The sequence below is a fragment of the Phreatobacter sp. genome (assembly GCF_052440005.1).
Lineage (GTDB): Bacteria > Pseudomonadota > Alphaproteobacteria > Rhizobiales > Phreatobacteraceae > Phreatobacter.
The window spans coordinates 1-26,269 of sequence record NZ_JBQVQL010000005.1; the positions used below are offsets into that span (position 1 = coordinate 1).

4 protein-coding genes and 1 pseudogene are annotated in these 26,269 nt (G+C 68.0%); 2 read left to right on the plus strand and 3 right to left on the minus strand.

The features are described 5' to 3' along the window. Positions 1–331, minus strand: a pseudogene (locus ACT6XY_RS02220) (phosphomannomutase/phosphoglucomutase); the annotation flags it as partial. A 169-nt stretch (positions 332–500) separates the two neighbouring features. After that, on the minus strand, positions 501–1,895 hold the full coding sequence (locus ACT6XY_RS02225; protein WP_444746695.1) for a glycosyltransferase family 4 protein: 1,395 nt from the start codon (positions 1,893–1,895) through the stop codon (positions 501–503). 244 nt (positions 1,896–2,139) lie between these two features. On the opposite strand from ACT6XY_RS02225, the gene ACT6XY_RS02230 reads away from it, so the two are divergent. Together ACT6XY_RS02230 and ACT6XY_RS02235 are read left to right on the plus strand one after the other, a co-directional pair. Then, a complete protein-coding gene (locus ACT6XY_RS02230) occupies positions 2,140–3,870 on the plus strand; it encodes a type I secretion system permease/ATPase (protein ID WP_444746696.1) in 1,731 nt (576 codons plus the stop codon). Further along, on the plus strand, positions 3,867–5,207 hold the full coding sequence (locus tag ACT6XY_RS02235) for an HlyD family type I secretion periplasmic adaptor subunit (RefSeq protein ID WP_444746697.1): 1,341 nt from the start codon (positions 3,867–3,869) through the stop codon (positions 5,205–5,207). Before ACT6XY_RS02230 ends, ACT6XY_RS02235 begins: the two co-directional genes overlap by 4 nt. 135 nt (positions 5,208–5,342) lie before the next feature. On the opposite strand, the gene ACT6XY_RS02240 is transcribed toward ACT6XY_RS02235, so the two are convergent. Further along, on the minus strand, positions 5,343–25,994 hold the full coding sequence (locus ACT6XY_RS02240; protein WP_444746698.1) for a tandem-95 repeat protein: 20,652 nt from the start codon (positions 25,992–25,994) through the stop codon (positions 5,343–5,345). Positions 25,995–26,269: the final 275 nt, after the last annotated feature.

The window sequence follows — 26,269 nt, forward strand, 5'->3', positions numbered from 1 at the left end:
CGAAATAGGCCATGGGCGACATGGCGAGGCCGATGTCGTGCACCCGGCAGCCCGCCGCCATCAGCCCGGTGACCAGCGCCATCTTGATGGAGGCCGAATAGCCGCGGAAATCGTGGCCGACGACGATCTCGCGCGCAACGCCCATCCGGCCGATCAGCGTGCCGAGGCCCATGCCCACCGCCTGCACGCCCATCAGGTTCAGCTCCTCGCCGAAGAACCAGCGGGCGTCGTATTCGCGGAAGCCCGTCGGCTTCACCATCGGCAGGGATTCGTAGGCGGCCGTGTTGGGCTTCAAGCTGGCGAGCGGCCTGGGGAAAGAAGGGGAAGGCATGATGGTCTCCACTATCGGTCCTCAGTCATCTCGCCGGCGATTTGGGGGAAGCCGACCATCCAAGGGGCTGGCAGGATGGCGGGCCATGGCGGCCCGGACGGGTGACGAAGGTCTATATCGAGAAGAGTTGGGCGAGTCGCATCCATGGTCCTGTCACATCGTCGGAGGCTCATCCGCTGAGGGTGATACCAACCTTCGCATAGGCGTCCGCCAGTTTGATCTTGTAGGTCTCCGGCGAAAACGTCTTGGCCTGTTGAGGTCCACGCACCGACAGCTCGGCCCGCAGATCCGCGTCGCCGTCGAGTTCCCGCAACCGCCGGGCCATGGCGGAAACGTCGAGCGGATCGACGAGCACGGCGGCCTCCCCGGCCACCTCGGGCAAGGAGCTCGTATTGGACGTGAGCACGGGAGTTCCCAGTTGCAGGGCTTCCAGGACCGGCAGTCCGAACCCTTCGTGAATGGAGGGGAACACGAAGAACTTCGCGCACATCATCAGCGCCGACACGTGACGGCGCGGGAGAAGGCCCAGCCGCTGGATGGGAAGCCGGTTGGGCCGCGGCTGCGGAGCGACCATGTCGAAAGCACCCGCAATGGCATTCGCCAGTCCCTCCTGCGGCGGCAGCCGCATCGGCAGCGCATTGCGCGTAACGCTGTCGACGAGCGCCAGTTCCTCCTCATAGAGCCACCCGAGCGGCCCTGCGATCAGCAGGGGGATGTCGAGACCCGCCAGCAGATAGGCATCGACGAGGCGCCGGAGATTCTTCTTCGGTTCGATGGCGCCGAGGAAGAGTGCGTATTCGCCGGGCTTGGCGCCATAGACGGTGCGGACCAGGCGCTCGGCCTCCTCGCGCGTCAGGAACGGCAGCGGGGGCACGGGCTGGAACGTGACGGCGACCCGCTCCTCGGGCACCCGGAGCAGGTCCACGATCTGCCTCTTGGAAGCCTCCGAGACGGTGACGATCAGATCCGCCGACTGGGCGATCGATTGGTGGAGCCGGGCCGACCGGCCGCCCCGGTCGAGGACCATGTAGGGATACTGGAGGGGAATGAGGTCGTGGATCGTGTAGATGTTCGGCACGCCCTCCGCGCGCACCGGCATGGGAGACGACCAGTGGGCGACGTCGAACGTGTCGGGCAGGCGAATGCTCGTCATCTTCCCCGTCAGCGTGAAGACGCGATCGGCATTCACGAACACGCCTGATGCGCTCACGACCTGGTCGAAGGCCGGCAGCGGCGGCTCGAACGCGTCGACCTCGAGGCCCTTCATGTTGACCATCCGGGCGGTGATGCTCCGACCGGGAAACAGCAGTGCTCGCCCGAGTTGTCCTCCCGTCCGCAGCGCCTTCACCAGGATGTTGGGGGGCGGCTCGTGACCCAGGATCTGGGTGGCCAGGACGAGGTCGCTGTCGTTACGCCCGTAGGAGACCTTCGCTCCGAAGAGGACGCCGACCGTGCCGCCGAGATCGCGAATGTTGTGAATCAGGGTGCGGCTGTAGCTCGCGATTCCGGTCCCGAACCGACTGAGGAAATGGTTGCCGTCGGTGAGGACCCTAGACTTCTTCACGATCGACTCTTCCTTCTGCGCTCCATCGGCAGGGCGATGGTTACCAGAACATTTTGCGGCGCAATGAAACAGCCCGTCTTCTTCCACATAGCTCGTGGCAGCGCAACGAACGGAAGGCGCTACGTCACCCCGCTAGCGAGACCGTTTGTCTCTCCATAACTATTTCCTGATACAAAAAAACGGGCTCCGGCCGCGGCAGAAAAAATCCGCGCAGACCCGCATCTTTGCGACCAGAGTGGCGTCCATGTCCGCGAAATCCTCTCATTCCCTGGCGCCCGGCCAGCGCTCCGATCCGGTGGCGGAGGCCCTCGCGTCCTGCCGCGGAGCGTTGATGGCGGCAGGCCTGTTCTCGGGCGTCCTCAACATCCTGATGCTGGCCGGCGCGATCTACATGCTGCAGGTCTATGACCGGGTGCTGACGAGCCGCTCGGTCCAGACGCTGGTCGGGTTGACGGTGCTGCTGGCCCTGGTCTTCCTCGTCCAGGGCATTGTCGACATCGTCCGCCAGCGGGTTCTGACGCGCGTCGGCGCGACGATCGATCGCCGCCTCGCCCTCCAGGTCTATCGCCTCGTGACCCTGGCCCCCGTCAGGATGGGCAGCCAGGCCGACGCCATGCAGCCGAGCCGCGACGTGGACGCGGTGCGCGGCTTCATGTCCGGCCTCGGGCCGACCGCCTTTTTCGACCTGCCGTGGATGCCGCTGTTCATCGGGCTCTGCTTCGCCCTCCACCCCTGGATGGGCATCATGGTGCTCTGCGGCGCCCTGCTGCTCCTGGCTGTGACGCTGATGACCGAGAGGGCGACGCGCAACCCCATGGTCGCCGTCGCCCGCGAGGCCGGAGGGCGCGCCGCCATCACCGAGACCTCGCGCCGCAACGCGGAAGCCATCGCCGCCATGGGCATGGGCCCGGCCCTGGCCTCGCGCTATGGCGAGCTCACCTCGCGCTTCCTCCGGGCGAACGAGGCGGCGACCGACGCCGTCGGCACCTTCGGCACCATCTCCCGCATCCTGCGCATGGCCCTGCAGTCGGCCGTGCTGGGCCTTGGCGCCTACCTCGTCTTGATGGAACAGGCGACGCCCGGCGTCATGATCGCGGGCTCGATCCTCATGGGACGGGCACTCGCGCCCATCGAGACCGCCGTCGCCCACTGGAAGAGCTTCGTCGCCGCCCGGCAGGCCTGGAAGCGCCTGCGCCAGAGCACCAGGCTCCTGCCCCCACCGGCCGAGTCGCTCGCCCTGCCCCGCCCGACCACGACCCTCACCGTCGACCAGGTCTTCACCGGTGCCCCCGGCTCGACCTCGCCGATCGTCCATGGCGTGTCGTTCTCGCTTCTCGCCGGGCAGGCTCTCGGCGTAATCGGCCCGTCGGCGTCGGGGAAGTCGACCCTCGCGCGCACGCTCAGCGGCGCCTGGCTGCCGCTCCGCGGCTCGGTCCGCCTGGACGGCGCCGAACTGTCCCAATGGGGAGAGGAGGCGCGCGGCTCCATCGTCGGCTATCTGCCCCAGGAGATCGGCCTCTTCGACGGGACGGTCGCTGAAAACATCGCGCGGTTCGACGTCTCGGCCCAGGCCGCCGACATCGTCGAGGCGGCCCGCGCCGCCGGCGCCGACGAGATGATCCGCGGCCTGCCGGACGGCTACCAGACGCGCATCGGCGAGGGCGGAGTCATCCTGTCCGGCGGCCAGAAGCAGCGGGTTGCCCTCGCCCGGGCCCTGTTCGGCAATCCGTTCCTTGTCATCCTCGACGAACCCAATGCCAATCTCGACGCCGAGGGCGAGGCCGCGGTCACCCAGGCGATCCGCCACGTCCGCGACCGCGGCGGCATCGTGATGGTCGTGGCCCATCGTCCCAGCGCCATATCGGCGGTCGACATGATCGGCGTCATGAAGGACGGCCGCATGCAGGCCTTCGGCCCCAAGGATGAAGTCCTGAAGCGCGTCCTCGCGCCTCAGAAGGGAGTTGCCCAGCTATGAACCGCGCTCCGACACCCCCCAACGCCATGTCCCGCGACATCGCGGAGAACACCACGTCGCTGCGCCGCCTCATCGCGGTGGGGCTGGGCGTCTCCATCGTCTTCGTCGGCGGCCTCGGCGTCTGGGGCGCCACGGTCCCGCTCTCGGGCGCGGTGGTGGCCAGCGGCCTGGTGGTGGTCGACAGCAACGTGAAGGCGGTCCAGCATCCCACCGGCGGCGTCATCGAGCGCCTGCACATCCGCGACGGCATGCGCGTCAGCGAGGGCGACCTCCTCATCCGCCTCGACGACACCGTCACCCGGGCCAATCTCCAGGTGATCACCAAGCAGCTCGACGAGTTCACCGCCCGCCAGGCACGGCTCGAGGCGGAGCGCGACGGCGCCGACGCCGTGGCCGTTCCCGCCCTCCTGCGCAGCCGGCTCGCCGAGCCCGACGTGATGCGCGCCCTCGAGGGCGAACGGAAGCTCTTCGCGGCCCGCCGCGCCTCCCGCGAGGGCCAGCGGCGCCAGTTGCGCGAGCGTATCGAGCAGATCAGGGGCGAGATCGTCGGCATCACCGCTCAGGAAGATGCCCGGCGCCGCCAGGTTCAGCTGATCGAGCGTGAGTTGCAGGACATCCGCGACCTGTTCTCCCGTAACCTCGTGCCGCGCACCCGCCTCGTCGAACTGGAGCGCGAGGCCGCCCGGCTCGCCGGCGACGTCGGCCAGTTCGTGGCCGAGCGGGGCCGCGCCGAGGGCCGCATCAGCGAAAGCGAGCTGCAGATCCTGCAGATCGACGTGGAGCTCCAGCGCGAGGTGACGACCGAACTGCGCGACGTGCAGGTCCGCATCGGCGAGCTGGGCGAGCGCCGCGTGGCGGCCGAGGACGTGCTGAAGCGGATCGAGATCAAGGCGCCCGCCACCGGGCTCGTCCACCAGCTCACGTTCCACACGGTGGGCGGCGTCATCCCCGCCGGCGGCCCGCCCATCATGCAGATCGTGCCGGACAACGATGCCCTCGTCATCGAGGTCCGGATCGCACCCCAGGACATCGACAAGGTGGCCCCGGGCCAGGCAGCCTTCATCCGCTTCACCTCGTTCCCGCACGGCACGACCCCCGAGGTGACCGGCTCGGTCCTGCGGGTCTCGGCCGACGTGGTGAAGGACCCCCAGACGGGCGCCCTCTACTTCAACGCCCGCATCGCGGTCGCCGAGGGCGAGCTCGCCAAGCTGGGCGACAACAAGATCGTGCCCGGCATGCCCGCCGAGGTCTTCGTCAGGACCGGCGACCGCACCGCCCTCGCCTATCTGTCGAAGCCGATCGTCGACCAGATCAACCGCGCCTTCCGCGAGCGCTGACTGGCCGGACGACGCAGGTCTCAACGGGGCCGCGGAACGGCCCCGCCGCAAACGCCGCCTGTCCGCCTGATCCGACGCTGAAAACGAAAGAGCCGGCCCGAAGGCCGGCTCTCGTCGTTGGCGATGCCGTGTCGATTACGAGATCAGGTTGATGTCCGAACGGTTGAAGCCGGCCAGGTTCGACGAGAGGTCGAAGGTCAGCACCAGCAGGTCGTCGGCATCGGTGACCGACCCGTTGCCGGTGCGGTCGAAGTACAGCCTGCCGGCGATGCCGGCCGAGACCGTGTCGAGCACGAAGGTCGGCGCGCCGTTGGAGCCGCTATAGGCACCAGTCCCGTCGTTGACGTCCGTCGCGCGATAGGCACTGGCGGACAGCGTTCCGTCCAGGTCGAAGACCGGCGCGTTCCCGCCGAAGAACGCTGCATCGAAGTGCAGGCTGTCGTTCTCCGCGTCGGAGTAGCCGAACAGCGTGTCCCCCGCATGGCTGGCCGCCAGGTAGTGGAACTGGTCCGCACCGGTTCCGCCTTCCAGGCCATCGGCACCATCGCCACCGACCAGCACGTCGGCGCCGTCGAGACCCACGATCGTGTCCGCCCCGCCGCCGCCGACCAGACGGTTCGCACCGTTGTCGCCGGTCAGTTCGTCGACGGATGCCGTACCGACGAGGTTCTCGACCCCGACCTCGGTATGGACCAGCGCGTTGCCGGTGAGGCGGAACGTGCCGGTCGACAGCGACGCGGTGACCCCGCTACCCACCGCGCTGAAGTCCAGCGTGTCGGTATCGGCCCCGCCGTTGACCTGGAACTGCGGGCCACCGGCGAGCGCGGTGAAGGCCACCGTGTCGTTGCCGGCACCGCCGTCGACGGTGACGATCTCGATCCCGCTGTGGGTGACGCCGCCGCCCGCCGAGGACGTCACGGACGTGTTGTCGACCGTGAAAGTCTCGGCGGTCGCGCCGCCGTTGATGGCGAGCGTGTCGGCCGTTCCCGCCGCGCCCACCACCGTGTCGGTGCCGTCGCCGCTGTTCCAGGTGAAGAGGTCGTTGCCGCCCGCACCCACCAGGTGGTCGTTGCCCTTGCCGCCGGTGATGGCATTGCCCGACGGATCGGCGCCGACGATGAGGTCGTTGCCGTGCTCGCGGGTTCCCGCGCTCGACACGTCGTTCGGCGTGCCGATGACCGTGTTGGCGGCCAGGAGGGCGACCAGATCGATCGGCTGCGTCGTCGCATGGGTGAATGCGATGTCGATGCCGGAGATCGTGTTGCCCGTGATCGCCACGCCGGTCGGCGTGGTGTTGACCTTGCCCGCTTCACCTAGGCGGATGCCCACCTCGGTGCGCGGACCGGTCGTGATGGTGTTCTCGATCGTGTTTCCGGTGAGCGTCAGACCGTTCAGCGTCGCCGGGTTGTTGTTGTAGCTGCTGGCGTCGTCGCGGGCCTTGATCGTGATGGCACCCGAGGCATCCGGCAGCGCCGGATTGTTGTTCAGGTTCATCACATAGCGGCCCGAGTCGCGGATCAGCGAGTCCTTGATCGTGATGTTGGCGAAGTCGAGATACTTCAGGTTGATGTCGATGCCGGAGTTGCGGGACACCGAGAAGGCCGGTGCGTCCGTCGCCGTCAGCTTTCCGGAATTGACCACCTCGATGTCGTCGAACACCGCGTTGGACAGCTTCTCGGCATAGATGCCCTTCTGCCAGTTCTCGTTGAACGTGGTGTTCGTCACGGTCAGCCCGGAGAAGGTCGAGGCCCGGGCATCGTCGCCGGGCGCCGTATTGGTGGCGGCACCGTTGGCGAGATACATGCCGAACCAGTTCCCGTCGAAGGAGCTGTTGGTGATGGTCACGTTCGAGACGTTGACGAATTCGCCGACGTTCAGACCGGTCGAGAAGACGTCCGTGTTGATCGGCGCGGGCGCACCGTTGTCGATCGAGCTCACGTCGGTGATCTTGATCCCCGTGCGGGTCTCGTTGCCGCCGACCGGCTGGCTCGCATAGGTGTCGCCGATCTGGATGCCGTGCATGAAGTTCTTCACGGTCAGGCTGGCGATCTCGACGTTGTCGGCGACGATCTTGAGGCCGATACCCGTGTCGTTGCCCTCGATGACGACGCCCGCCTCGCTCTCACCCATGATGGTGATGCCGGACTTGTTCACCACCGCACCGGCATAGCTCGTGCCGCTGTTGGCGATGAGGATCGTGTCACCGTTCTGCGCCTCGTCGATGGCCGCCTGGATGGTGGAGAACCCGCCATTGCCGACCAGCAGGATGCGCGCCCCGGCGTTCTGGACGATCTCGACGCCGACGAGGGTGTCGGTGCCTTCCGTGCCGCCGGTGGTGACGGTCCAGCCGGCGACATTGGTGACACCCGGGCCCGGATCGGCGTCGACCGTGCCGGAGGTCACCATCGCCTTGGTGATGGTGGCGTCATAGACCGCCACGTCACCTTCGCCAGGGGCTCCGGTCAGGACCTCGGCCGTCTCGCCGCCGACCAGGAGGTCGTCGCCCGCTCCGCCCTTGAGCTGGTCGAAGCCGTCGCCGCCGTCGAGGACGTCGTTACCGCCACGTCCCTCCAGCACGTCGTTGCCGGCACGTCCCTCGAGCCAGTCGATTTCCGCCGAGCCCTTGATCGTATCCGCGGACGCGTTGCCGACGGCGTAGAAGAAGTCGCCGGTAGCAGGGTGGTCGTCGACCGCATCGGAATAGGACCCGATCTTGGTCTGCAGATCGATGTCGAGGGCCGAGGTCAGGTTGCGCAGGTTGAACTCGGTGTCGACGTTGACGAAGGAGTTCGTGCCGACCGTGGCGAGGCCTGCCGATGCCGTGGGCACACCACCACCGAAGGTGATCGCGGTGCCCGCGTCCTTGAACGTGTTGCCGGTAATGGTCGGTTCGGCGGCGAGTGCCGAGGTCCGGTCCATGTTGAGCGCGGACCGCACGTACTCGAACGTGTTGCCGTCGATGACGATGGCGGCACCGTTGTAGTCGGCCCAGATGGCACGGCCCCAGGAGGCGGTGCCGAACTTGCCGGTCAGCGAACCCGTGACGAGGTTGTCCTCGACCGTGATCGTGCCGGTGGTCGCGCCCACGCCGATATGGATGGCGCGGTCGTCGCGCACCGCATCCCCGTCAACCCCGACAGCCGCAGTATCGCCGCCGTCGAGCGCGCTCCAGAAGATGGTGTTGCGCACGGCATGGCCGGCTCCGGCACCGCCCAGGTTGAAGGTGAGCGACGCATCGCTGCCGACGCCCTCGGGCGACACGTTTTCGAAGCGCAGGCCATCGATCACGACCCCGGCCGTGGTCGCGATGGTCCACTGGCCGCTGATGGTCGATTCACCCACGCCGGTGCTCGCATCGCGGCTCACTGCCGAGGTTGCCACACCGTTGCGCGTACCCAGGATGGTGACGCCGGTCGAGATGGTGAGGTTCTCGGCGAAGTTGCCGCTGGCCAGGTGGACCGTGTCGCTCGCTCCGGCGAGAGCCAGGGCGGAGGCGATCGTCGACAGGCCGCCGTTCGCCGTACCGTCCACCAGCCAGTGGACCGCGCCGCCGATCGTCACCTTCTCGACGCCGTAGAGCGTGTCGGTGTCGCCACCCTCGGTCACCTTCCAGGCGCCGAGCGTGTCGTCCCAGGCGATCGTCGCCGTCGCCCCGTAGCTCGCCGTGTCGATCACCGTGTTGGCGTCGTCGGCCAGAGCCGTGCCGCCGTAGTAGGTGTCGTTGCCGGCACCCACGTCGAACGTGTCGCCGCCGCCGAGACCGATGAGGATGTCGTTCCCGCCGCCGCCGTTGAGGATGTTCACCCCCGCGTCGCCGGTGATGGTCTGGGCGAGCTCGTTGCCCGTCAGGGTCAGGCCGCTGCCGGCGGAGGTGAGGAACTCGACCTCCGTACCCGCGGCCAGGGCGTAGTTCACCGAGGCGAGCACGGTGTCCGAGCCTCCGCCCGTCGCTTCCGTCACGACATCAAGGGCGTTGTCGACGCGGTAGGTGTCGTCGCCGAGGCCGCCGATCATGATGTCGATCCCGGCGCGGCCATCGAGCAAGTCGTTGCCGCCGAGGCCGGTCAGCGTGTCGTTGCCAGCCGCGCCGAAGAGCTCGTCCGCGAGGCCCGAACCGCTGACGTCGAACACGGTCGCCAGCCCGGGATTCGGGTCGTGCGAGACACCGGCCGCATAGGGGTCGGTAACGTCGATGTCCGAGATGATGTTGCCGGACACGGCGACCTGAGTGGGCGAGACATTGCCAGTCACCACCACGCCGGTATCCACCTGCGAGATGGTGTTTCCGGTCACGGATCCCCCGGAATTCGCCGTGCCGAAGTCGAGCACGTAGATGCCGACGACCTTGGCGTCCGTCGTCACGCCGTTGCTGCCGGTCACGGTGTTTCCGGTGATGGCGAGATTGGTATTGCCGTAGGCGAGGATGCCCGCGGAATAGGCAGCTGCCGGCCCGGCATAGCCGATCTTGGTGATCGTGTTGCCGGAGATCGTGCCCGTCGAGTTCAGCACCTGAATGCCGTTCTGGGCATTGATCGTCTGGGCCCCGCCGCCGGTGATGGTGACACCGGTCACGGTGAGATTGGTGTTGTTGAACACCGTCGCGTTCTTCTGGAAGTCCGAGATCGAACCGCCGGTCATCGTGAAGGCGAGCTGGGTGTTGTTGTCGACCTGGAGGGCCACGCCGCGCTGATTGCCGCTGACGACCGGTTCACCGCCGAGCGTCGCGCCACCCGGATAGGGATCACGCACGCCCTTGATGTCGACGTCGATGAGCGAGCCGGAGGCGTTGCGGTAGAAGACGCCGGTGTACTGTGCCGGACCCGTGCCACCGCCTTCATCGATCGTGTTCGCACGACCGTCGCCGTCAACCGTGATGTCGTTGAAGACGATGTTCGTGCCGTTCAGCACCGTGACGACGCTGTGCATCTCGCGGTCGCTCGACGAGCGGGCCGTCTCGACCACGTCGATCGGAGCCTTGATGATCACCTCGCCGCCGATGGCGACGAAAGTGATGTTGTCGAGGCCATCGACGATGATCTGCTCGACATAGGTTCCCGCGGCGATGGCGATGGTGTCGCCATCCTGCGCCTCCTTGATGGCCGCCTGGATCGAGTCGAAGGCGCCATTGCCGACCAGCAGGGTGCGCGCCGCGCCGTTCTGGACGATCTCGATGCCGGACAGGGTGTCGGTGCCCTGCCCGCCGCCGGCCGTCACGGTCCAGCCCGGCTGGATGCCGGTCGTCACCGGATCGGTGTCGGCGGCGTTCGTGGCGAAGGTCAGCGTGGTTGCGTCATAGACCGCCACGTCGCCCTCGCCGGTCGCGCCGGTATAGGTCTCGCCGTTCTCGCCACCGAGCAGGAGGTCGTTGCCGGCGCCGCCCTTGAGCGTGTCGAAGCCGTTGCGGCCCTCGATCATGTCGACGCCGGCGGAGCCGGTGATCGTGTCGCCCTGACCGCCGCCGATGATGCTCAGCACACCGGTCGGGTCGATGACCGGAGCTGCGACGCCGCTGGCGGGAGCCCCGTTGGCGGTCGCCGTCGCATCGAAGGTGACCGCAGTCGTCACGCCGCCGAGGTTGAAGTCGGAGCCGACGTTCTCGAACGTGTTGTTGATGATGTTCGTAATCGTCGCGACGTCCTGAGCGGCGCCCATGGAGATGCCGGAGCCCGAGGAGACGAAGCTGTTCCCGGACACGGTCGACGTGGTGTCGTTGTAGAAGTCCAGGTTGAGCCCGGAGCGGGTGTACTGGAACAGGTTGGAGGTGATCGTCAGCGACGACTCCGCGCCGTCCGACCACACGCCTGCCCGCCACGACGCCGTGCTGAAGCCCGCCTGCGAGGCGCCGGTGAAGGCGTTGCCGGTGATGGTGATGTCACCGCCGGCCCCCGTCTGCAGGAAGACGCCGAAGTCGGCATTGGGCAGGTGGTTGCCGTTCGGACCGGTCGACCAGAACAGGTTGTTCCGGACGGTCAGGTCGGCCGCACCCGTCACGACGATGGCGTGAGCCGACGTCGCATTGTCCGAGAGGTTGCGGAACTCGAGGCCCTGGAGGGAGACCTCCTTGCCCGCCGCGGCGGCCACCGTGATGGTGCCGGTGATCCGCGCGCCGGTGTCCTGCACCTGGTCCCTGCCGAGCACCGTGCCGTTCGGGCCGAGGATCGTGACGCTCTCATTGATCGTCACGTTGCCGGCGTAGGTGCCGTTGGCGAGATGCACCACATGCCCCTCGCCCGCCTGGTCGAGCGCTTCACCGATCGTGGACAGGCCGCCGTTCGCCGCACCGTCCACCAGCCAGTGGACCGCGCCGCCGACCAACACCTTCTCGATGCCGTAGAGCGTGTCGGTGTCGCCACCCTCGGTCACCTTCCAGGCGCCGAGCGTGTCGTCCCAGGCGATGGTCGCGCCGGCGCCGTAGGTCACCGTGTCGATCACCGTGTTGTCGTCATCGACCAGAGCCGTGCCGCCGTAGAAGGTGTCGTTGCCGGCACCCCCGTCGAACGTGTCGCCGCCGCCGAGACCGATCAGGATGTCGTTCCCGCCGCCGCCGTTGAGGAGGTTCACCCCGGCGTCGCCGGTGATCGTCTGGGCGAGTTCGTTGCCCGTCAGGGTCAGGCCCGTACCGGCGGAGGTGAGGAACTCGACCTCCGTTCCGGTCGCCAGGGCATAGTTCACCGAGGCGAGCACGGTGTCGGAGCCTCCGCCCGTCGCTTCCGTCACGACGTCAAGCGCGTTGTCGACACGGTAGGTGTCGCCGCCGAGACCGCCGGCCATGACGTCGGCGCCGATGCGGCCGTTGAGCAGGTCGCTACCCACGGTGCCGGTCAGCGTGTCGACGCCGGTGAGCGCCTGCAGGCTGGCGAACAGGCCGCCGGTGTTGGTCGAGACGATGCCCGAGGCGTCGATGACGCCGCCGACGCTGTCGGCGTTGAACAGGCCCCAGGGCGCCGTGCCGTTCAGCGACGTCCCCGTGAGGAGGAGGCTGTCGAAGTCGGCGATGCGGTAGAAGGCGACCATGTCCTGCGCATAGGTGCCGTTCACCGTGAGGCCGCGAAGGTCCACATCGCCAGCCGGGGCATAGGGCCCCACGCCGACCACGTCCGTCGGCGCCTGCACGCCGCGCATCTGGAAGGCCTTCTGCGCTTGGCTACCCGGGTTCGAGATGGTCGTGTTTACGACCGTGACGTCGCCGTTGTAGCCGAACAGCATGATGTCGCCGCGGCCGCCGGATCCGGTGTTCAGCGTGGCGTTGTTGGAGAACTTGCTGTTCAGGAACGACACGGCCTCGATCGTGTCGGACAGGACCGGCGTCGAGCCGTTGCCGGCGCGGATGTAGGCGAAGCCGTTCTGCTGCGCGCCGGAGATCGAGACCCCGTCGAGGGTGACCGAGCCGTTGCCGGTGCTGTGGGACGAGACGAAGACGCCGTAGGACTCGCCCACCGCATCCACCGCCACATCCTTCAGCGTGAAGGCGCCGTTGAGCTGATCCGAGACGGTGATCTGCCCCTTGATGATGGTCGGGGCCAGGCCATCGTCGCCGAAGCCGGCGATGGTGATCGCCTTGCCGGCGACGGTGACGTCGCCGGTCCAGGTGCCGGAGGCGACGAGGACCGTGTCACCGCTCACCGCCTCGTCGATGGCCGCCTGGATCGAGTCGAATCCGCCATTGCCGACCAGCAGGATGCGCGAGACGAAGGCCCCGCCGGCATCGACGTTCTCGATGATCTCGACGTTGTTGAGCCTGTCGGTGCCCTGGTTCGGGGTCAGACCCGTGGCGTTGACCTGCCAGCCGTCGAAGCTCGCACCGTTCACCGGATCGGTGCTGGTGATCAGCGACAGATTGGCCGTGGTGACCTGGGTGGCGCCGCGATAGACCGCGACGTCGCCCTGGCTCGGGATGGCCAGGCCGTCCACCGTCTCGGCACCGCCGTTCAGGTAGTCGTCACCCGCGCCGCCCTCGAGGCGGTCGTTGCCGGCCTCACCCGCAAGCGGCTGACCAGGCTTGTCCGCCCCGTAGAGCTGGTCGTCGCCAGCGCCGCCGAGGAGGATGTCGTTGCCGGTCTTGCCGATCAGGCGATCGGCAAGGCTGGTGCCGGTGATCGTGGTCTCGCCGGCGTCCTGGCCGAACTTCTCGCCCTGGATCTCCGTGACGATGCCGTAGCTGCCGGGGAACGTGATGCCGTAGCCCGAGACGTCGATGGCGTCGTCCTCGACACCGTCGATGTTGACCAGCGGCCCCCAGGAGCTGGTGGCACCGGTCAGGTCGAGACCGGCGATCGACAGGCCGTCGATCTCGGAGATGTTGAACACCGCCACCGGATTCTTGTGGAAGCTGCCGGTCACCGTGACGTTGGTGATGGCGACCGTTCCGAGGTTCGGCGCATCGGCGCCGACCGGGTTCTGCTGGCCGGTGATCTCGATGGCATTGTCGGGACGGGCGGGGTCAAGGGCCCCCGCCGCGGCACCCGCGATGGTGACGTTCTCGATCGTTGCCTTGCCGTCGAAGCCCCAGAGCTTGATCTGGGCGGTGTTCGCGGCGCCGCCGGCGCCGTTGAGGCCGAACACCATGTCCTTGACGACCACTTCCGCCACAGACCCCGGGTTCGGACCCGGACCGTCGACGAAGAGACCGTAGGTGGAGGCGCCCGAGATCGAGCCGTTGGTCACCGTCAGCGTGTCGATCGCGGCCGAGCCGGCCACGGCGATGCCGGTGGCACCGCCCGCGATGTCGACGTTGTCGATGGTGATGTCGGCGAGGCCCGTCGCAGTCAGCGTGAAGGCGGTGCCGGAGGCCGGCGAGACCGTCGGCGCGCCGTTGCCCACGTCGATGCCGACCAAGGTCAGCGCCTTGTCGACAATGACGTTCTCCGAATAGGCCGTGGACAGGCCCTTGATCAGAAGCGTCTGGCCGTCGACGGCGTCGCCGACGGCGGCACTGATCGTGTCGTAGGTCCCGACCAGGCGGCCGGAGGCGTTGAGCACGAAGACGTTCTTCGACAGGTCCGTGCTGCCGGCGAACTCCACGTCGAACCCGACCGAGACGACGGCCGAGCCGGCCGGCGCCTGCTGGGTGAAGACGTAGTTGCCGCTGCCGCCCTGGACGACGGTCAGGACGTAGTCGTTCAGGCTGCCCGGCAGGACCACCGTGTCGGTGCCGCTGCCGCCCCTGACGGTGTCAGACCCGCCGTTGGTGGTGAAGGTGTTGGCATTGCCGTCACCGGTGAAGGTGTCGGCGCCGCTGGTGCCGATGACGTTCTCGACGTTGACCAGCGTATCCGCGCCGCTACCGCCCGAGACGTTCGAACCGACGTTGTCGGACAGGTCGACGACGACCGGTGCGGTCGCGCCGGCATAGCTTACCGTGTCGGTGCCACCGGCGCCGTCGATGACGTTGTCACCCGCATTGGCGACGATGGTGTTGTCGCTGGCATTGCCGGTGACGTCGATGTCGGCCGCACCCGCCAGGGCGACCGTCTGCACGGTCCCGCCGAGGGTCAGGTTGACGTCCGACCCGTCCGGACCGCGGAAGGTGAGGTTTTCCACGTTCACGGTGACGGATTCCGGGCCCGCATAGGCCCCGAAGTCGATGATGTTGCCGGGGGCGGCCGCGTTGGCCGCCGCCTGGACCGTGGTGAAGCTGTCGAGGATCGTGTTGCCCGAGTAGAGCTGGATGAGATTGCCGTCCAGCGTCTTGAGGGTGATCTCGTCGACGGCGATGCCGCCGGTGATCGTGTTGGCCGTGAACCACATATAGCGGTTGCCGCCGGCCACCGTGCCGACGTCGTCCGTGGTCGCCGTCCGGACCTCCGTGAAGATCCAGTTGCCCAGCCCGTCATAGACGTTGAGGGCCACCTCGAGATCGCCCTTCTCGTTGGGGTAGAGGCGATGCTCGAACGTGTACCAGCCGCTGGCCGAGGCCTTGGCGACGTTGTCGAACGTCGCCAGATCCTGCCGCGGCGAACCGTTGGTGTTGTTGGACGCGGCGATCAGGAAGCCGCCGGCCGCGTCCGACTTCGTCACGTGGAAGATGAAGTCGCGCAGATGGGCGCTGGAGGTGTTGTTCGCCGCCACCGACAGGTCGAAGCCCTGGGTGTTGGCCACCGCCGTGTCGAGATAGATGCGGGCAGTGGTGACGATGCCGCCGTCGAGAGCATTCCGGTAGCCGTCAAAGCGGGTGAAGGCGCCCGGGTTCGTGATCCGGGCGAAGCCGGTCACGCCGCCGAGGGACGTGGTGGTGTCCAGCGTCACGGTCGACGTGCTGGCCGTGATGCCGTCCAGGTCAGCCGTGAACTTCTGGTCGAAGCGCAGGGTCGCGCCGGAGAAGCTCGGGCTGTTGGCGTCGAGCTCGATGCCGTTGAGGCCGTTGTCGTTCGGCCCGGCCACCTTGTCGGCGAACTGGACGAACTCGATGCCACGCAGCGTGTCGACCTTGCCCGAGACGGTCTCGGTCACGGTGAACGTGCCCTCGGCCGTCTTCGCGATCGTGTAGGCCGAGGCGTTGCCGGCATAGACGACCGTGTCGCGCAGACCCGCCCCGCCCTCGATCGTGTCGGCCTCGGCCGTGCCGATGAAGGTGTTGTCGCCCGCATTGCCGACGAGCGTCAGGCCGGTGCCGACCGCCGAGGCGTCGATGCCGATGGCGACGGTGCCGGTGGCGTTGCCGTCGGCAGCCGCGATCTCGACACGCTCGACATTGGTGACGCCGGCGCCGAGCACGTAGGTCTCGGCGACAGTGCCGACGAGGCGGATCGTGTCGCTGTCGACACCGCCGTCGATGCTGTCCCCGGTCCCGTTGGCCGCGTTCTCGATGACGATGACGTCGTTGCCGCCGCCCGCCTGGAAGGTGTCGCCGCCCGCGCCGCCGGCGAGGAAGTCGTCACCCGCGCCGCCCTGGATGAGGTCGGCACCCGGCGTCATCGAGCGGATGACGTCGGTCGCGCCGTCACCCAGCACCGTGTTGCCGGAATAGGTCCCCGGGATGCCCTTGTTGTCGACGAAGATGCCACGGCTGTCGCCGCCCGTCGTGTGGTCGAGCGTGTTGTCGATCACGTCCGTATCCGGACCACGCACCCTCAGGGCAAAGCCGTTGCCGGCGGTGAGGCCCGTGAAGGTGTTGCCCTGGATCACCGAGCCGTTGGCGTCGATGGTCACCAGCGTGTTGCCGAAGGGCTGGCCGCCGTCGACGCTGATGCCGCCGGCCGTGCCGGTCACCTGGTTGTTGGTGAAGGAGATCCGCTGCGCCGGCGTGCTGGCCGTTGCCCCGCCGCCGTCGCCCATCACGACGAGCTGGCGCGGCACGTTGTTGCCGAGGTCGAACTGGGTCGCGAAGCTGGTCCCGCCCGGCTGCGATCCCGTGAAGGTCTGGCCGGAGAAGATGTTGCGGTCGATCCGCACGTCGGTGACGGCATTGCCGAACTCCGACATCAGGCCGGCGTCGCCGTTGGCCCGGATGTCGTTGCCGACGATGTCGATCTCGTCGTGGGCCCCCTGCAGGTAGACCGCGCCCTTCTCGCTGGCGCCGTTGCCGTTGAGGCCGATGATGGTGAAGCCCTTGCCGACGTCACCGATGCGGATGTCGTTGACCCCGCCGGTGACATAGACGGCGCCCTGCTCCGCGCCAGCCTGCTGGCCGGTGATGGTGGTGACGCCGCGGCCGTTGGCCGAGAGCAGCGTGACCCCCGAGGTGCCCAGCGTGACGTTCTCGGCATAGTCGCCGTCGGCGACCAGCACCGTGTGGCCGGTGAGCGCCAGGCTCACGCCGCTACCGATGGTCGACAGGCTGCTGTTGCCGTCCTGATCGACGAGCCAGGTGGTCTTGCCGTCGATGACCACCTTCTCGATGCCATCGAGCTTGTCGGTGAACGTGGAGACACCGTCGGAATGGGTGACCGTCCAGGTCTTGGTCGTGTCGTCCCAGCCGATCGTGGCGCCGGCGCCGTAGACCGCCGTGTCGGCCGCGCTATCGTCGGTGGCGCTGTCCGCGCCGCCGACGATCGTGTTGTTCCCCGCGCCGCCGGTGATCGTGTCGGCGCCGCCGCCGCCCACCAGTACGTTGTTGCCGGCATTGCCGGTGATGGTGTCGTCGCCGGCGCCGCCGGTGACGTTCTCCACGTTGAGGACGGAGGGAACCCCGGCCACAGGGCCGTTGAGGTCGAGATTGAAGCCCGTGGCGGTGCCGGTGGACAGGTCCACCGTGACGCCCGCGGAGGAGCCGGCATAGCTCAGCGTGTCACCGGCCGCGGCATTGGTACCGAGATCGGTGCCGATGGCCTCGATGCCCGACACCGTCGCGCCGTTGACCGAGGTGATGGCCGTGCCGTTGAAGACCACGGTGAGCGTGTCGTCGGTGCCGCCGTCGGCGAGCGTCGGCGTCGCGGGGTTCTCACCGCCCAAAATCAGGACGGAGTCCACCCCTGGAGTGCCCGTATCGTTGATCGAGCTGGCCGCGGTGGTGGTGAAGACCAGGTAGGTGTCCGAACCGTCGCCGCCGTTCATGGCATGGCCGCCGGCGGCGCCCACCAGCAGGTCGTTGGAGGCATCACCCGTGAGCGAGGCGCCCACCGTGACGCCGTCCATCTGGATGTCGCGGCGGGTCGGATTCGTGCCGCCGTTCGAGACGCTGAGGCCGGGAGCGCCAATGTCGGACAGGTCGAAGCTGCCGCCGACATTGTCGAGGTGCAGGCCGGCATAGGCCGTGCCGGTGACGTTCACACCGACCGTATTGACCGCCAGAGCCACCAGGCTGAGGTAGTCGCGGATGGCGATGCCGGTGGACGAGAAGGCGCCGGTCACGTTGACGTTGGTCAGCGTGATCGTTCCGCCGGCCGCGATCGCCGAACCCGGATAGTCGCCACGGATCTGGATGCCGTTCTCGGCCCCCGCGCCGGGGGCATCGACGGTCACGCCGCTGAGCGTGACGTCACCGTTGAACTTCTCGAACAGGATGGCGCCTTCGCCGCGCCGCCCGTCTGAAGGCGGATTCGTCCCGTTGTTCGAGAAGATGGCGTTTTCGATCGTCACCACATCGACGTCGGCGACGTTGACCGCGAAGCCGTTGAGGACGCCGCCGGTGACGTTGCCGTTCTGGAAGGTGATCGAGTCGTAGGTCGCCGTCGGATCGACATAGACGCCGTAGTCGCCGGTCGTCGTGACGTCGACGTTGTCGATCACCACGTCGCCGCCGCTGCCGTTGACCGTGATCGAGGCGACGGTGACGGGGCCGAGGGCGATCAGCGTCAGACCGTGAGGAATGGTGATGGTCTCGCTGGTCAGCGCATAGTCGACGGCAGCCGGGCCGCCGGCGCCGCTGACGAGGATCTTGTAGCCCTCCGCCGAAGCCGCCACGGCGTCCGCGATGGTCGAGAAGGTGCCGACCAGGGTCGATCCGTTGAAGAGCTGGACCGGCGCGGAAAGCTCAAGGGTCACGTCGTCGAACTGCAGGCGCTCGACGCTCGACAGGGTGTCGTCGCCGTCGGGGCCGCCCGTCACCGAGCCGAAGCTGGTGATGAAGCCGCCGACCGCTGGCGTGTAGCCGACCGTGTAGTCCGCCAGGTCGCCGTCATAGACCGCCGTGTCGACGCCCGTGCCGCCGCGGAGGGTGTCGTTTCCGGTGCCGCCGGTCAGCGTGTCGTTGTTCGCCCCGCCTTCCAGGGTGTCGTTGCCCGCGCCGCCGTCCAGCACGTCATTGCCGCCGAGACCACGGATGAAGTCGTCGCGGTTGCTGCCGGTGAAGGCGTTGACGTTGTTCCAGTCGGTGACGTTCGCCGCGAGGTCGAGGGTCAGGACCTGCGGTGCGCTGGTCAGCCCGCCGTCGTCGGTGACCGTCACCGTGACGACCCGGTCCTCCGGGTTGAAGCTGAAGCTCGTATCGGTGTTGGCGTACTTGACGTTCTCCAGAATGCCCTCGAGCTGGGCCGGGCTCACCCCGCCGGTGGTCGAGGTGATGGTCAGGGTCTGCAGCGTGGACGTCGCCGTGAAGTCGACCGTGTAGCCCAGCGCCTCGAGCGCGTCGGCGAAGGCCGGTTCGAGGTAGATCGCCTCGTTGCTGTCGAGGTTGCCGTCAAGCACGCCCGTGGCGACCGCGAGGGTGAGCGTGACCGACTGGACGGGGCTATCGACATCGACGATGCCCGTGCCCGCATCCAGGAGATTGGCGTTGAAGACGCCAATGATCGCGCTCGGCGTCGGGGCCAGGCTAGTGGGCGAAAGGGTGAGCACCGGCGCGTCGTTCAGCGGCGAGACGGTGAGCGTGAAGGTCTGCGAGGCGCTCGTGGAAGCGTCCGCGGCCGTCACCTTCAGCGAGAGCGTGCCGTTGAAGTCCTGCGGCGGCTGGCCGGAGAAGGTCGAGCCGGTGAAGGTCAGCCAGGACGGCAGCGGGTCGCCGTTGCCCAGCGTCGCCGACAGCGTCAGCGTGTCGCCGTCCACATCGGTGAAGGCGCCGGTCGGGACAATGAAGCTCCACGGCGCGTCCTCATCGACGCTCTGGCCGGGGATCACGGTGCCCACCACCGGCGCGTCGTTCACCGGCGTGACGGTGAGCGTCGCGCTCGCCGGAACCGGAGCCGCGGTGCCGTCCGAGACCGTGTACGAGAAGGTCACCGCGCCGTTGAAGTCGGCGGCCGGCGTGTAGGTCCAGGAGCCATTGCCGTTGTCGACCACGGCACCCGACGAGGGCGTCAGGCCCGCGATCGTCAGGGCGTTGCCGTCAACGTCAGAGGCGTTGCCCAGCAGCTGGGCCACCGTCAGAACCCGCGTGCCGTCCTCGGCCAGGTCCGCCAGCGCCACCGGCGCCGACACCACCGGCGCGTCGTTCGCTGCCGTGACGGTGAGCGTCGCGCTCGCCGGCACCGGAGGCGCGGTGCCGTCCGACACCATGAAGGAGAAGGTCACCGGGCCGTTGAAGTCGGCGGCCGGGGTATAGCTCCAGTTGCCACCGCCATTGTCGAAGACCGTGCCGGCCGAAGCCGTCAGGCCCGACACCGTCAGCGTATCGCCGTCAACGTCCGAGGCGTTCGCGAGGAGCTGGGCGGCGTTGATTGCCACCGAAGCATCCTCGGGCAGCGGCGCCAGCACCACCGGACCGGTCACCACCGGCGCGTCGTTTACGGCCGTCACGGTGAGCGACGCGCTCGCCGGAACCGGGGCGGCGGTGCCGTCCGAGACCGTGTAGAAGAAGGTCACCGCGCCGTTGAAGTTGGCGGGCGGCGTGTAGGTCCAGGAGCCATTGCCGTTGTCGACCACGGCACCCGACGAAGGCGTCAGGCCCGCGATCGTCAGCGTGTCGCCATCGACGTCCGAGGCGTTGCCCAGCAGCTGGGCCACCGTCAGCACCATGGTGCCGTCCTCGGCCAGGTCCGCCAACGCCACCGGCGCCGACACCACCGGCGCGTCGTTCGCCGCCGTGACGGTGAGCGTCGCGCTCGCCGGCACCGGAGCCGCGGTGCCGTCCGACACCATGTAGGAGAACGTCACCGGGCCGTTGAAGTCGGCGGCCGGGGTGTAGCTCCAGTTGCCACCGCCATTGTCGAAGACCGTGCCGGCCGAAGCCGTCAGGCCCGACACCGTCAACGGATCGCCGTCAACGTCCGAGGCGTTCGCGAGGAGCTGGGCGGCGTTGATTGCCACCGAAGCATCCTCGGGCAGCGGCGCCAGCACCACCGGCCCGGTCACCACCGGCGCGTCGTTCACCTTCATCACATCGAGAGAGAACGTCTGCGAAGCGCTCGCCGAACCGTCGGACGCCGTCACCTTCAGGTCGATGGTGCCGTTGAAGTCCTGCGGCGGCTGGCCGACGAAGGTGGAACCGGTGAAGGTCAGCCACGACGGCAGGGGGGCGCCGCTGGCAAGCGTCGCGGACAGCGTCAGGGCATCGCCGTCGATGTCGGAGAAGGCATTCGCCGGGACCGTGAAGGTCCACTGATTGTCCTCCGCAACGGTCTCGGTCGAGAGCAAGCTGCCGAGCACCGGCGCGTCGTTTTCGCCGTCCACCCGGATGTTGAGCTGCCGGCCGACGTCGCCGCCCGGTGCACCGTCGCTGATCACGACGCGCACGGTCTCGGTGAGCGCCTCGCCCGCCTTGAGCCCCTCGTACTGTCCGTCCGGGTTGAAGCTGTAGGCACCGTCAGAGCCGATGGTCAGCTTGCCGCCGCCCGGCAGGGTGAGGACGACCGTGCCGCCGTTCGGGATCTGGGTCACCACGTTGGTGGTGACGTCGACGACCTGCGTCACCCGCGGCCAGGGGCCCGCGGGGTTGGAGAAGGACGTCCCGTCGACGTCGGTCACGTCCTTCAGCAGGCCGTCAGCCGATGCGACCGTCAGGACGGCGCTCTCGCCGGCGACCTGGTTGAACTGCGGGGTTCCGGCATTGGCCGGGACCACCGGAGCGTCGTTCGTGCCGAAGACGTTGACCGTCAGCGTGCTGGTGGCGGTCCCTCCCTGGCCGTCCGACACGGTGTAGGTGAACTGATCCGGTGCCGACTGGCCGGCCTTCAGCGCGTTGGTCGCGGCCGACGTGTTGTCGAGGACGTACTGGTAGGCGCCGGTCGCCTTCGTGACGGTCAGCGTGCCGTAGGTGCCGGTGACGGTGATGGTGGCGCCGTTGTCGGTGCCGCCCGCGAGCGATGCGACCGCGAGGGTACCGCCGTCCGAGTCGGAATCGTTGAACAGCAGCCCGCCGTTGGCGGTCGAAATGGCCGGGGGATTGCTCTCCGTGACACCGGCGAAGTCGGTGTTGGCGGTCGGCGCGTCGTTGACGCCGTTGATCAGCAGGGTCACCACCTGCGGGGCGGATTCCGCCCCTTGATCGTCAACCACCTTGTAGGCGAAGGACACCTGCGCCGTCTGGCCGGTCGTCAGCCAGGACGTGGTGTTGCGCGGGTCGTAGGAATACGTGCCGTCCGCATTGAACACCAGGCCGAACGGGGGGGCGCCCACCAGCGCGTAGCTGGCGATGGTGCCGTCGACGTCCGTCGCCGCCACCGAGCCGTTGAGGATGGTGTCCTCGTCGGTCGTGGTCGAGCCCACCGCGCCCGTCGCAACCGGCGCGTCGTTCACGGGCGTGATGGTCACGTTGACGGTGGCAGGAGCGGATTCCGCCCCCTGGCTGTCGCGGGCCGTATAGGTGAACGAGCTCGCGGCCGTGCTGTTCGCCGTCGGCGTGAAGGTCAGGGTCTGGTTGGCGTTGAGCAGCACCGTGCCGCCGGCGACCGCGACCGTCTGGCCGACCGTGATTGCGTTGCCGTTGATCTGGCCGATCGACAGGGCCTGGTTTTCGACATCGGTGTCGTTGGCGAGCAGGTTGAGCGTGGTGGGCGTGTCCTCGATCACCGTCGGATTGTTGCCGACCGCCACCGGCGCGTCGTTCACCGGAGTGACGGCGACGGTCGCCGTGGAGGCGGCCGAGAAGCCGCCGTCCGAGACGGTGTAGTCGATGATCGCCGTGCCGTTGAAGTTGGTGGCCGGGGTGAAGGTCACCGACCCGCCCGCGAAGACCACGGACCCGACCGCGGCGCCGCCACGCACGGACGCCGCCGTCACGCCGAGCAGGGTTCCTGCGTCGGGATCGGTGTCGTTCGCGCTCACATTGATGCCGACCGCCGTATCCTCGGTGGTCGTAGCCTGGTCCGTGGTGGCGGTGGGCGCCTCGTTGACGTTGCCGACCGTGACGTTCACCGCGACGAAGGTGCGGTTGCCCGCAGCATCAGTCGCCACGATGTTGGCGACATAGCCGTTGTCGCCATTGCCATCCGCCGGGGCCTCGAAGTCGGGGGCGGAGAGGAAGCGCAGCTGGTTGGCACTGACGATGGTGAACAGCGCCGAATCCGCGCCGCTGCCCATGGAGAAGGTGACCGGACCGTTGGCATCCGTGGCCGTCAGGACGCCGGCCAGGGTCTGGTTCTCGATGCTCTCGAGGGCAAGGCTGGTAACCGCGGGAGCCGTCGTGTCGACCGTCAGGGCGACGGAGGCCGAGGGAGCGGACGTGTTGCCCGCCGCATCGGTCGCAGTGGCCGTGAGCGCATTGCTGCCGCTCCCGAGCGTGACGCTCGCGGCATAGGTGCCGTCGGGATTGGCGACGGCAGACCCAACGGGCGCGCTGCCACTGAAGATGGTCACGGTCGAGCCGGCTTCCGCCGTACCGGAGACGACCACGGTCCCCGTGTTGGTGATGCCGTCGCCGGTGACGCCGCTGTCGGGAGTGATGCTGCCGATGGCGGGCGCGGCCGGAGCCGTCGCGTCGATCGTCAAGGACAGGCTGGCGCTCGGCGCCGAGAGGTTGCCGGCAGCGTCCGCGGCCTGGGCAGAGAAGGCGTAGGTGCCGTCGCCCAGCGCGCCGGGCACCGTGAACGCGAAGGTGCCCGCGCCCGTCGCAACGACGGTGCCGATCAAGGTGGAGCCGTCGAAGATGGAAACGGTCGATCCCGCCTCCGCGGTGCCCAGCAGCGTCGGGGTGGTGTCGGAGGTGCGGCCGTCGCCGGCGACGCCGGTGTCGTCGAGGAAGCCGATGAGGACGGGCGGATTCGGGGCCTTGGTATCGATGGACACGGCGAAGACCGCGCTCGCGACCGACGTGTTGCCGGCAGCGTCCGCAGCGGTCGCGGTCAGGCCATAGGCGCCGTCCGCCAGGGTCTGCGACAGGGTAACGGCGAAGGCGCCGCCGCCGTCGGCGGTGGCCGTGCCGACCAGCACCGAGCCGTTGAAGATCGAGACAGTCGAACCGGGCTCCGCCGTTCCGGAGACCACCAGCGTGTTGTCGCCGGTCACGCCGTCGCCGGCGGTGCCGGTATCCGTCGAAATGCCGCTGATCGCCGGCGCGGCGGGAGCGACGCCGTCACCCTGGGCGACCGGCACGGTCACCGTGCGGGCGGTGCTCGAGTCGCCGCGGGAATCGACGACGGTCACCACCAGCGATCGGTTGGCGGTGTTGAGGCCCGACGACACGTCGGGATTGCTGTACTGCACTTCGCGCAGCAGCGACTCGTACTGGCCGACGGACGCCGCGCCGCTCAGCGTGAGCGTGCCTGCGGCGAAGGAGACGCTGATGCCCGCGCTGGTGGCGATGGCGGCACCCGCGGCCGACAGGCCGAGGGCCTCGCCCGCCGAGGTGGCGTTGGAGATCGCGACCGTCATCTGGGCGATCTGGTCGCCGGCTGCGACATCGGCGTCGGTGATCGACGCATTGGCGGCGATCTTCACGGCGGCCGTGCCGGTGGTGTAGGTGGCGACCGTCTCGTTGAATCCCGCGCCGGACAGGCCGTTCAGGTCGACGACCGGCGCCTGGTTGACGACGCCCGTCTGCACCGTGGCCGTTCCGATGTCGGCCTGGATGTAGAGGCTGTAGCCGTTCTGGCGGTAGTGAAGGAAAGTGATGCCGTCGAAGACCTGATTGGCGTGATTGGTGTCGACCAGGGTCCAGCCGGCACCGGCATTGACCACGTCGTCGCCGTCGCCGAGCACGTAAAGACCGAAATAGTTGCCGCTCACCCGGGCCAGATCGTCCACGGTCAGGGTCAGGCGCGAATTCTGCCCGACCACCACGCCCGTGGGGTCGGTCTGGTTCCGCATGTCGATCGCCTGGATGTTCTGCAGGCGCGAGGCCGACATGGTCGTCAGGTCGAGCTCGATGTTGTTGCCGTAGGTCTCGAGGCGGTTGAAGCCGCTGTTGCCGTTGACCTCGGCGAAGCTGCCGTCGCCGATGCGGATCCAGTCGTTGGTGGAGCCGCCGCGGATGACGTCCGCGCCGCCGCCGCCGACCAGCATCTGGGCGCCGTTCACAGTCACCTGCGAGCCGTCGATGGTCTCGACGGACGTGGTGCCCCAGACGCCAAGCGTGCGCTGGTCGGCCGTGCTGACCAGCTGGTTGGTCGTCTGGATGGTGCTGCCCGCACCGTCGAGCTGCAGGTTGATGCTCTCGATACCGAAGGTGTTGACGAAGCGGTCGGCGTTGTAGACGCCGTTGGCCTGGAAGACCAGGAAGTCGATGCCGCCATTGCCCCGCACGACGTCGCCGTTCAGGTCGCTGGTGGTGAAGACGAAGAAGTCCTGGCCCGAGCCGCCGATGAACGTGTCGGTGCCGTCCGAGGTGCCGCCGCCGGGGGCGGCGCGCGAGATGACGAGCAGGCCCTTGGTGAGCGCCGTGCCGTCGACGACGTTGTTGAAGGCACCTTCGGCGACGACCTCGATCTGGGACGGCGCGAAGGCCGCGTCGTGCAGCGTGACGTTCGTCGCCTGCCGCAGCACGACCTTGTCGAGACCGCTCTTGTTGAACTGGAAGGCGGTCGCCTCGACGGTGCCGGCACCATCGAGGATCACCCAGTCGGTGCCGCTGCCACCCTGGATCACGTCGGCCGCCGTGAAGTCGGCGACGTTCGAGTAGACGTGGTTGGTGGTTCCCGCGCCGGTGATGACGGTGTCGGTACCGCCGTTGGCGAAGATCGACACGGTCGAGCCCGCTTCCAAGGCGGAGGCGTTGATCGTGTCGTTGCCGGCGTTCGCGACGACCGAGAGGTTGGAGTTGAGCGCGGTCGATGCGAGCGCGTTGGTCAGGACGACGTTGTTACCCTGGGTCGAGGTGAACTCGAGCTTTTCGATCCGGCGAACACCGCTCAGCTGCAGCTCCGAAACACTTCCTCCCTCCGTGAGGAGAAGAATGTCGTTGATCGCGCTCTGGACCGACCCGGTGACCTGGTCAGCCTGCTGCAGGAAGCTCGGCGTGAAGTAGAAGAAGTTGAACCCACCGCTGTCGAGGCCGGAGAACGTGTCGGTATTTCCGGTGCCAGTGAAGATGTTCGCCATAGTTGAACACTCGCGGTTCTAAGTGACTGTGGGACAGGCAAGGTGCGGCAAGGCACGGGCGGCCGATGCGGCCGCATTGCGCTGTGATGACCTGGATATGCTGCGGAAACTGAAGGTGTCGGACGAACCTAACCAGTCAGACTGAGGACGATCGGGCTCGGCCTCGTCGGATCTGTTGGTCTGTCAGGAATGTTGGCGACGGGGGGATCGGCGGACCCTGCGGCTTCCGCAACGTCCAAACGAGCAGGACGACTCCATCACGCACACCCCCACAC

What these genes read in the sequence shown, in the direction of transcription:
- ACT6XY_RS02240 (WP_444746698.1), bottom strand. Translation starts at nt 25,994, where the DNA reads ATGGCGAACATCTTCACTGGCACCGGAAATACCGACACGTTCTCCGGC.
- ACT6XY_RS02230 (WP_444746696.1), top strand. Translation starts at nt 2,140, where the DNA reads ATGTCCGCGAAATCCTCTCATTCCCTGGCGCCCGGCCAGCGCTCCGAT.
- ACT6XY_RS02235 (WP_444746697.1), top strand. Translation starts at nt 3,867, where the DNA reads ATGAACCGCGCTCCGACACCCCCCAACGCCATGTCCCGCGACATCGCG.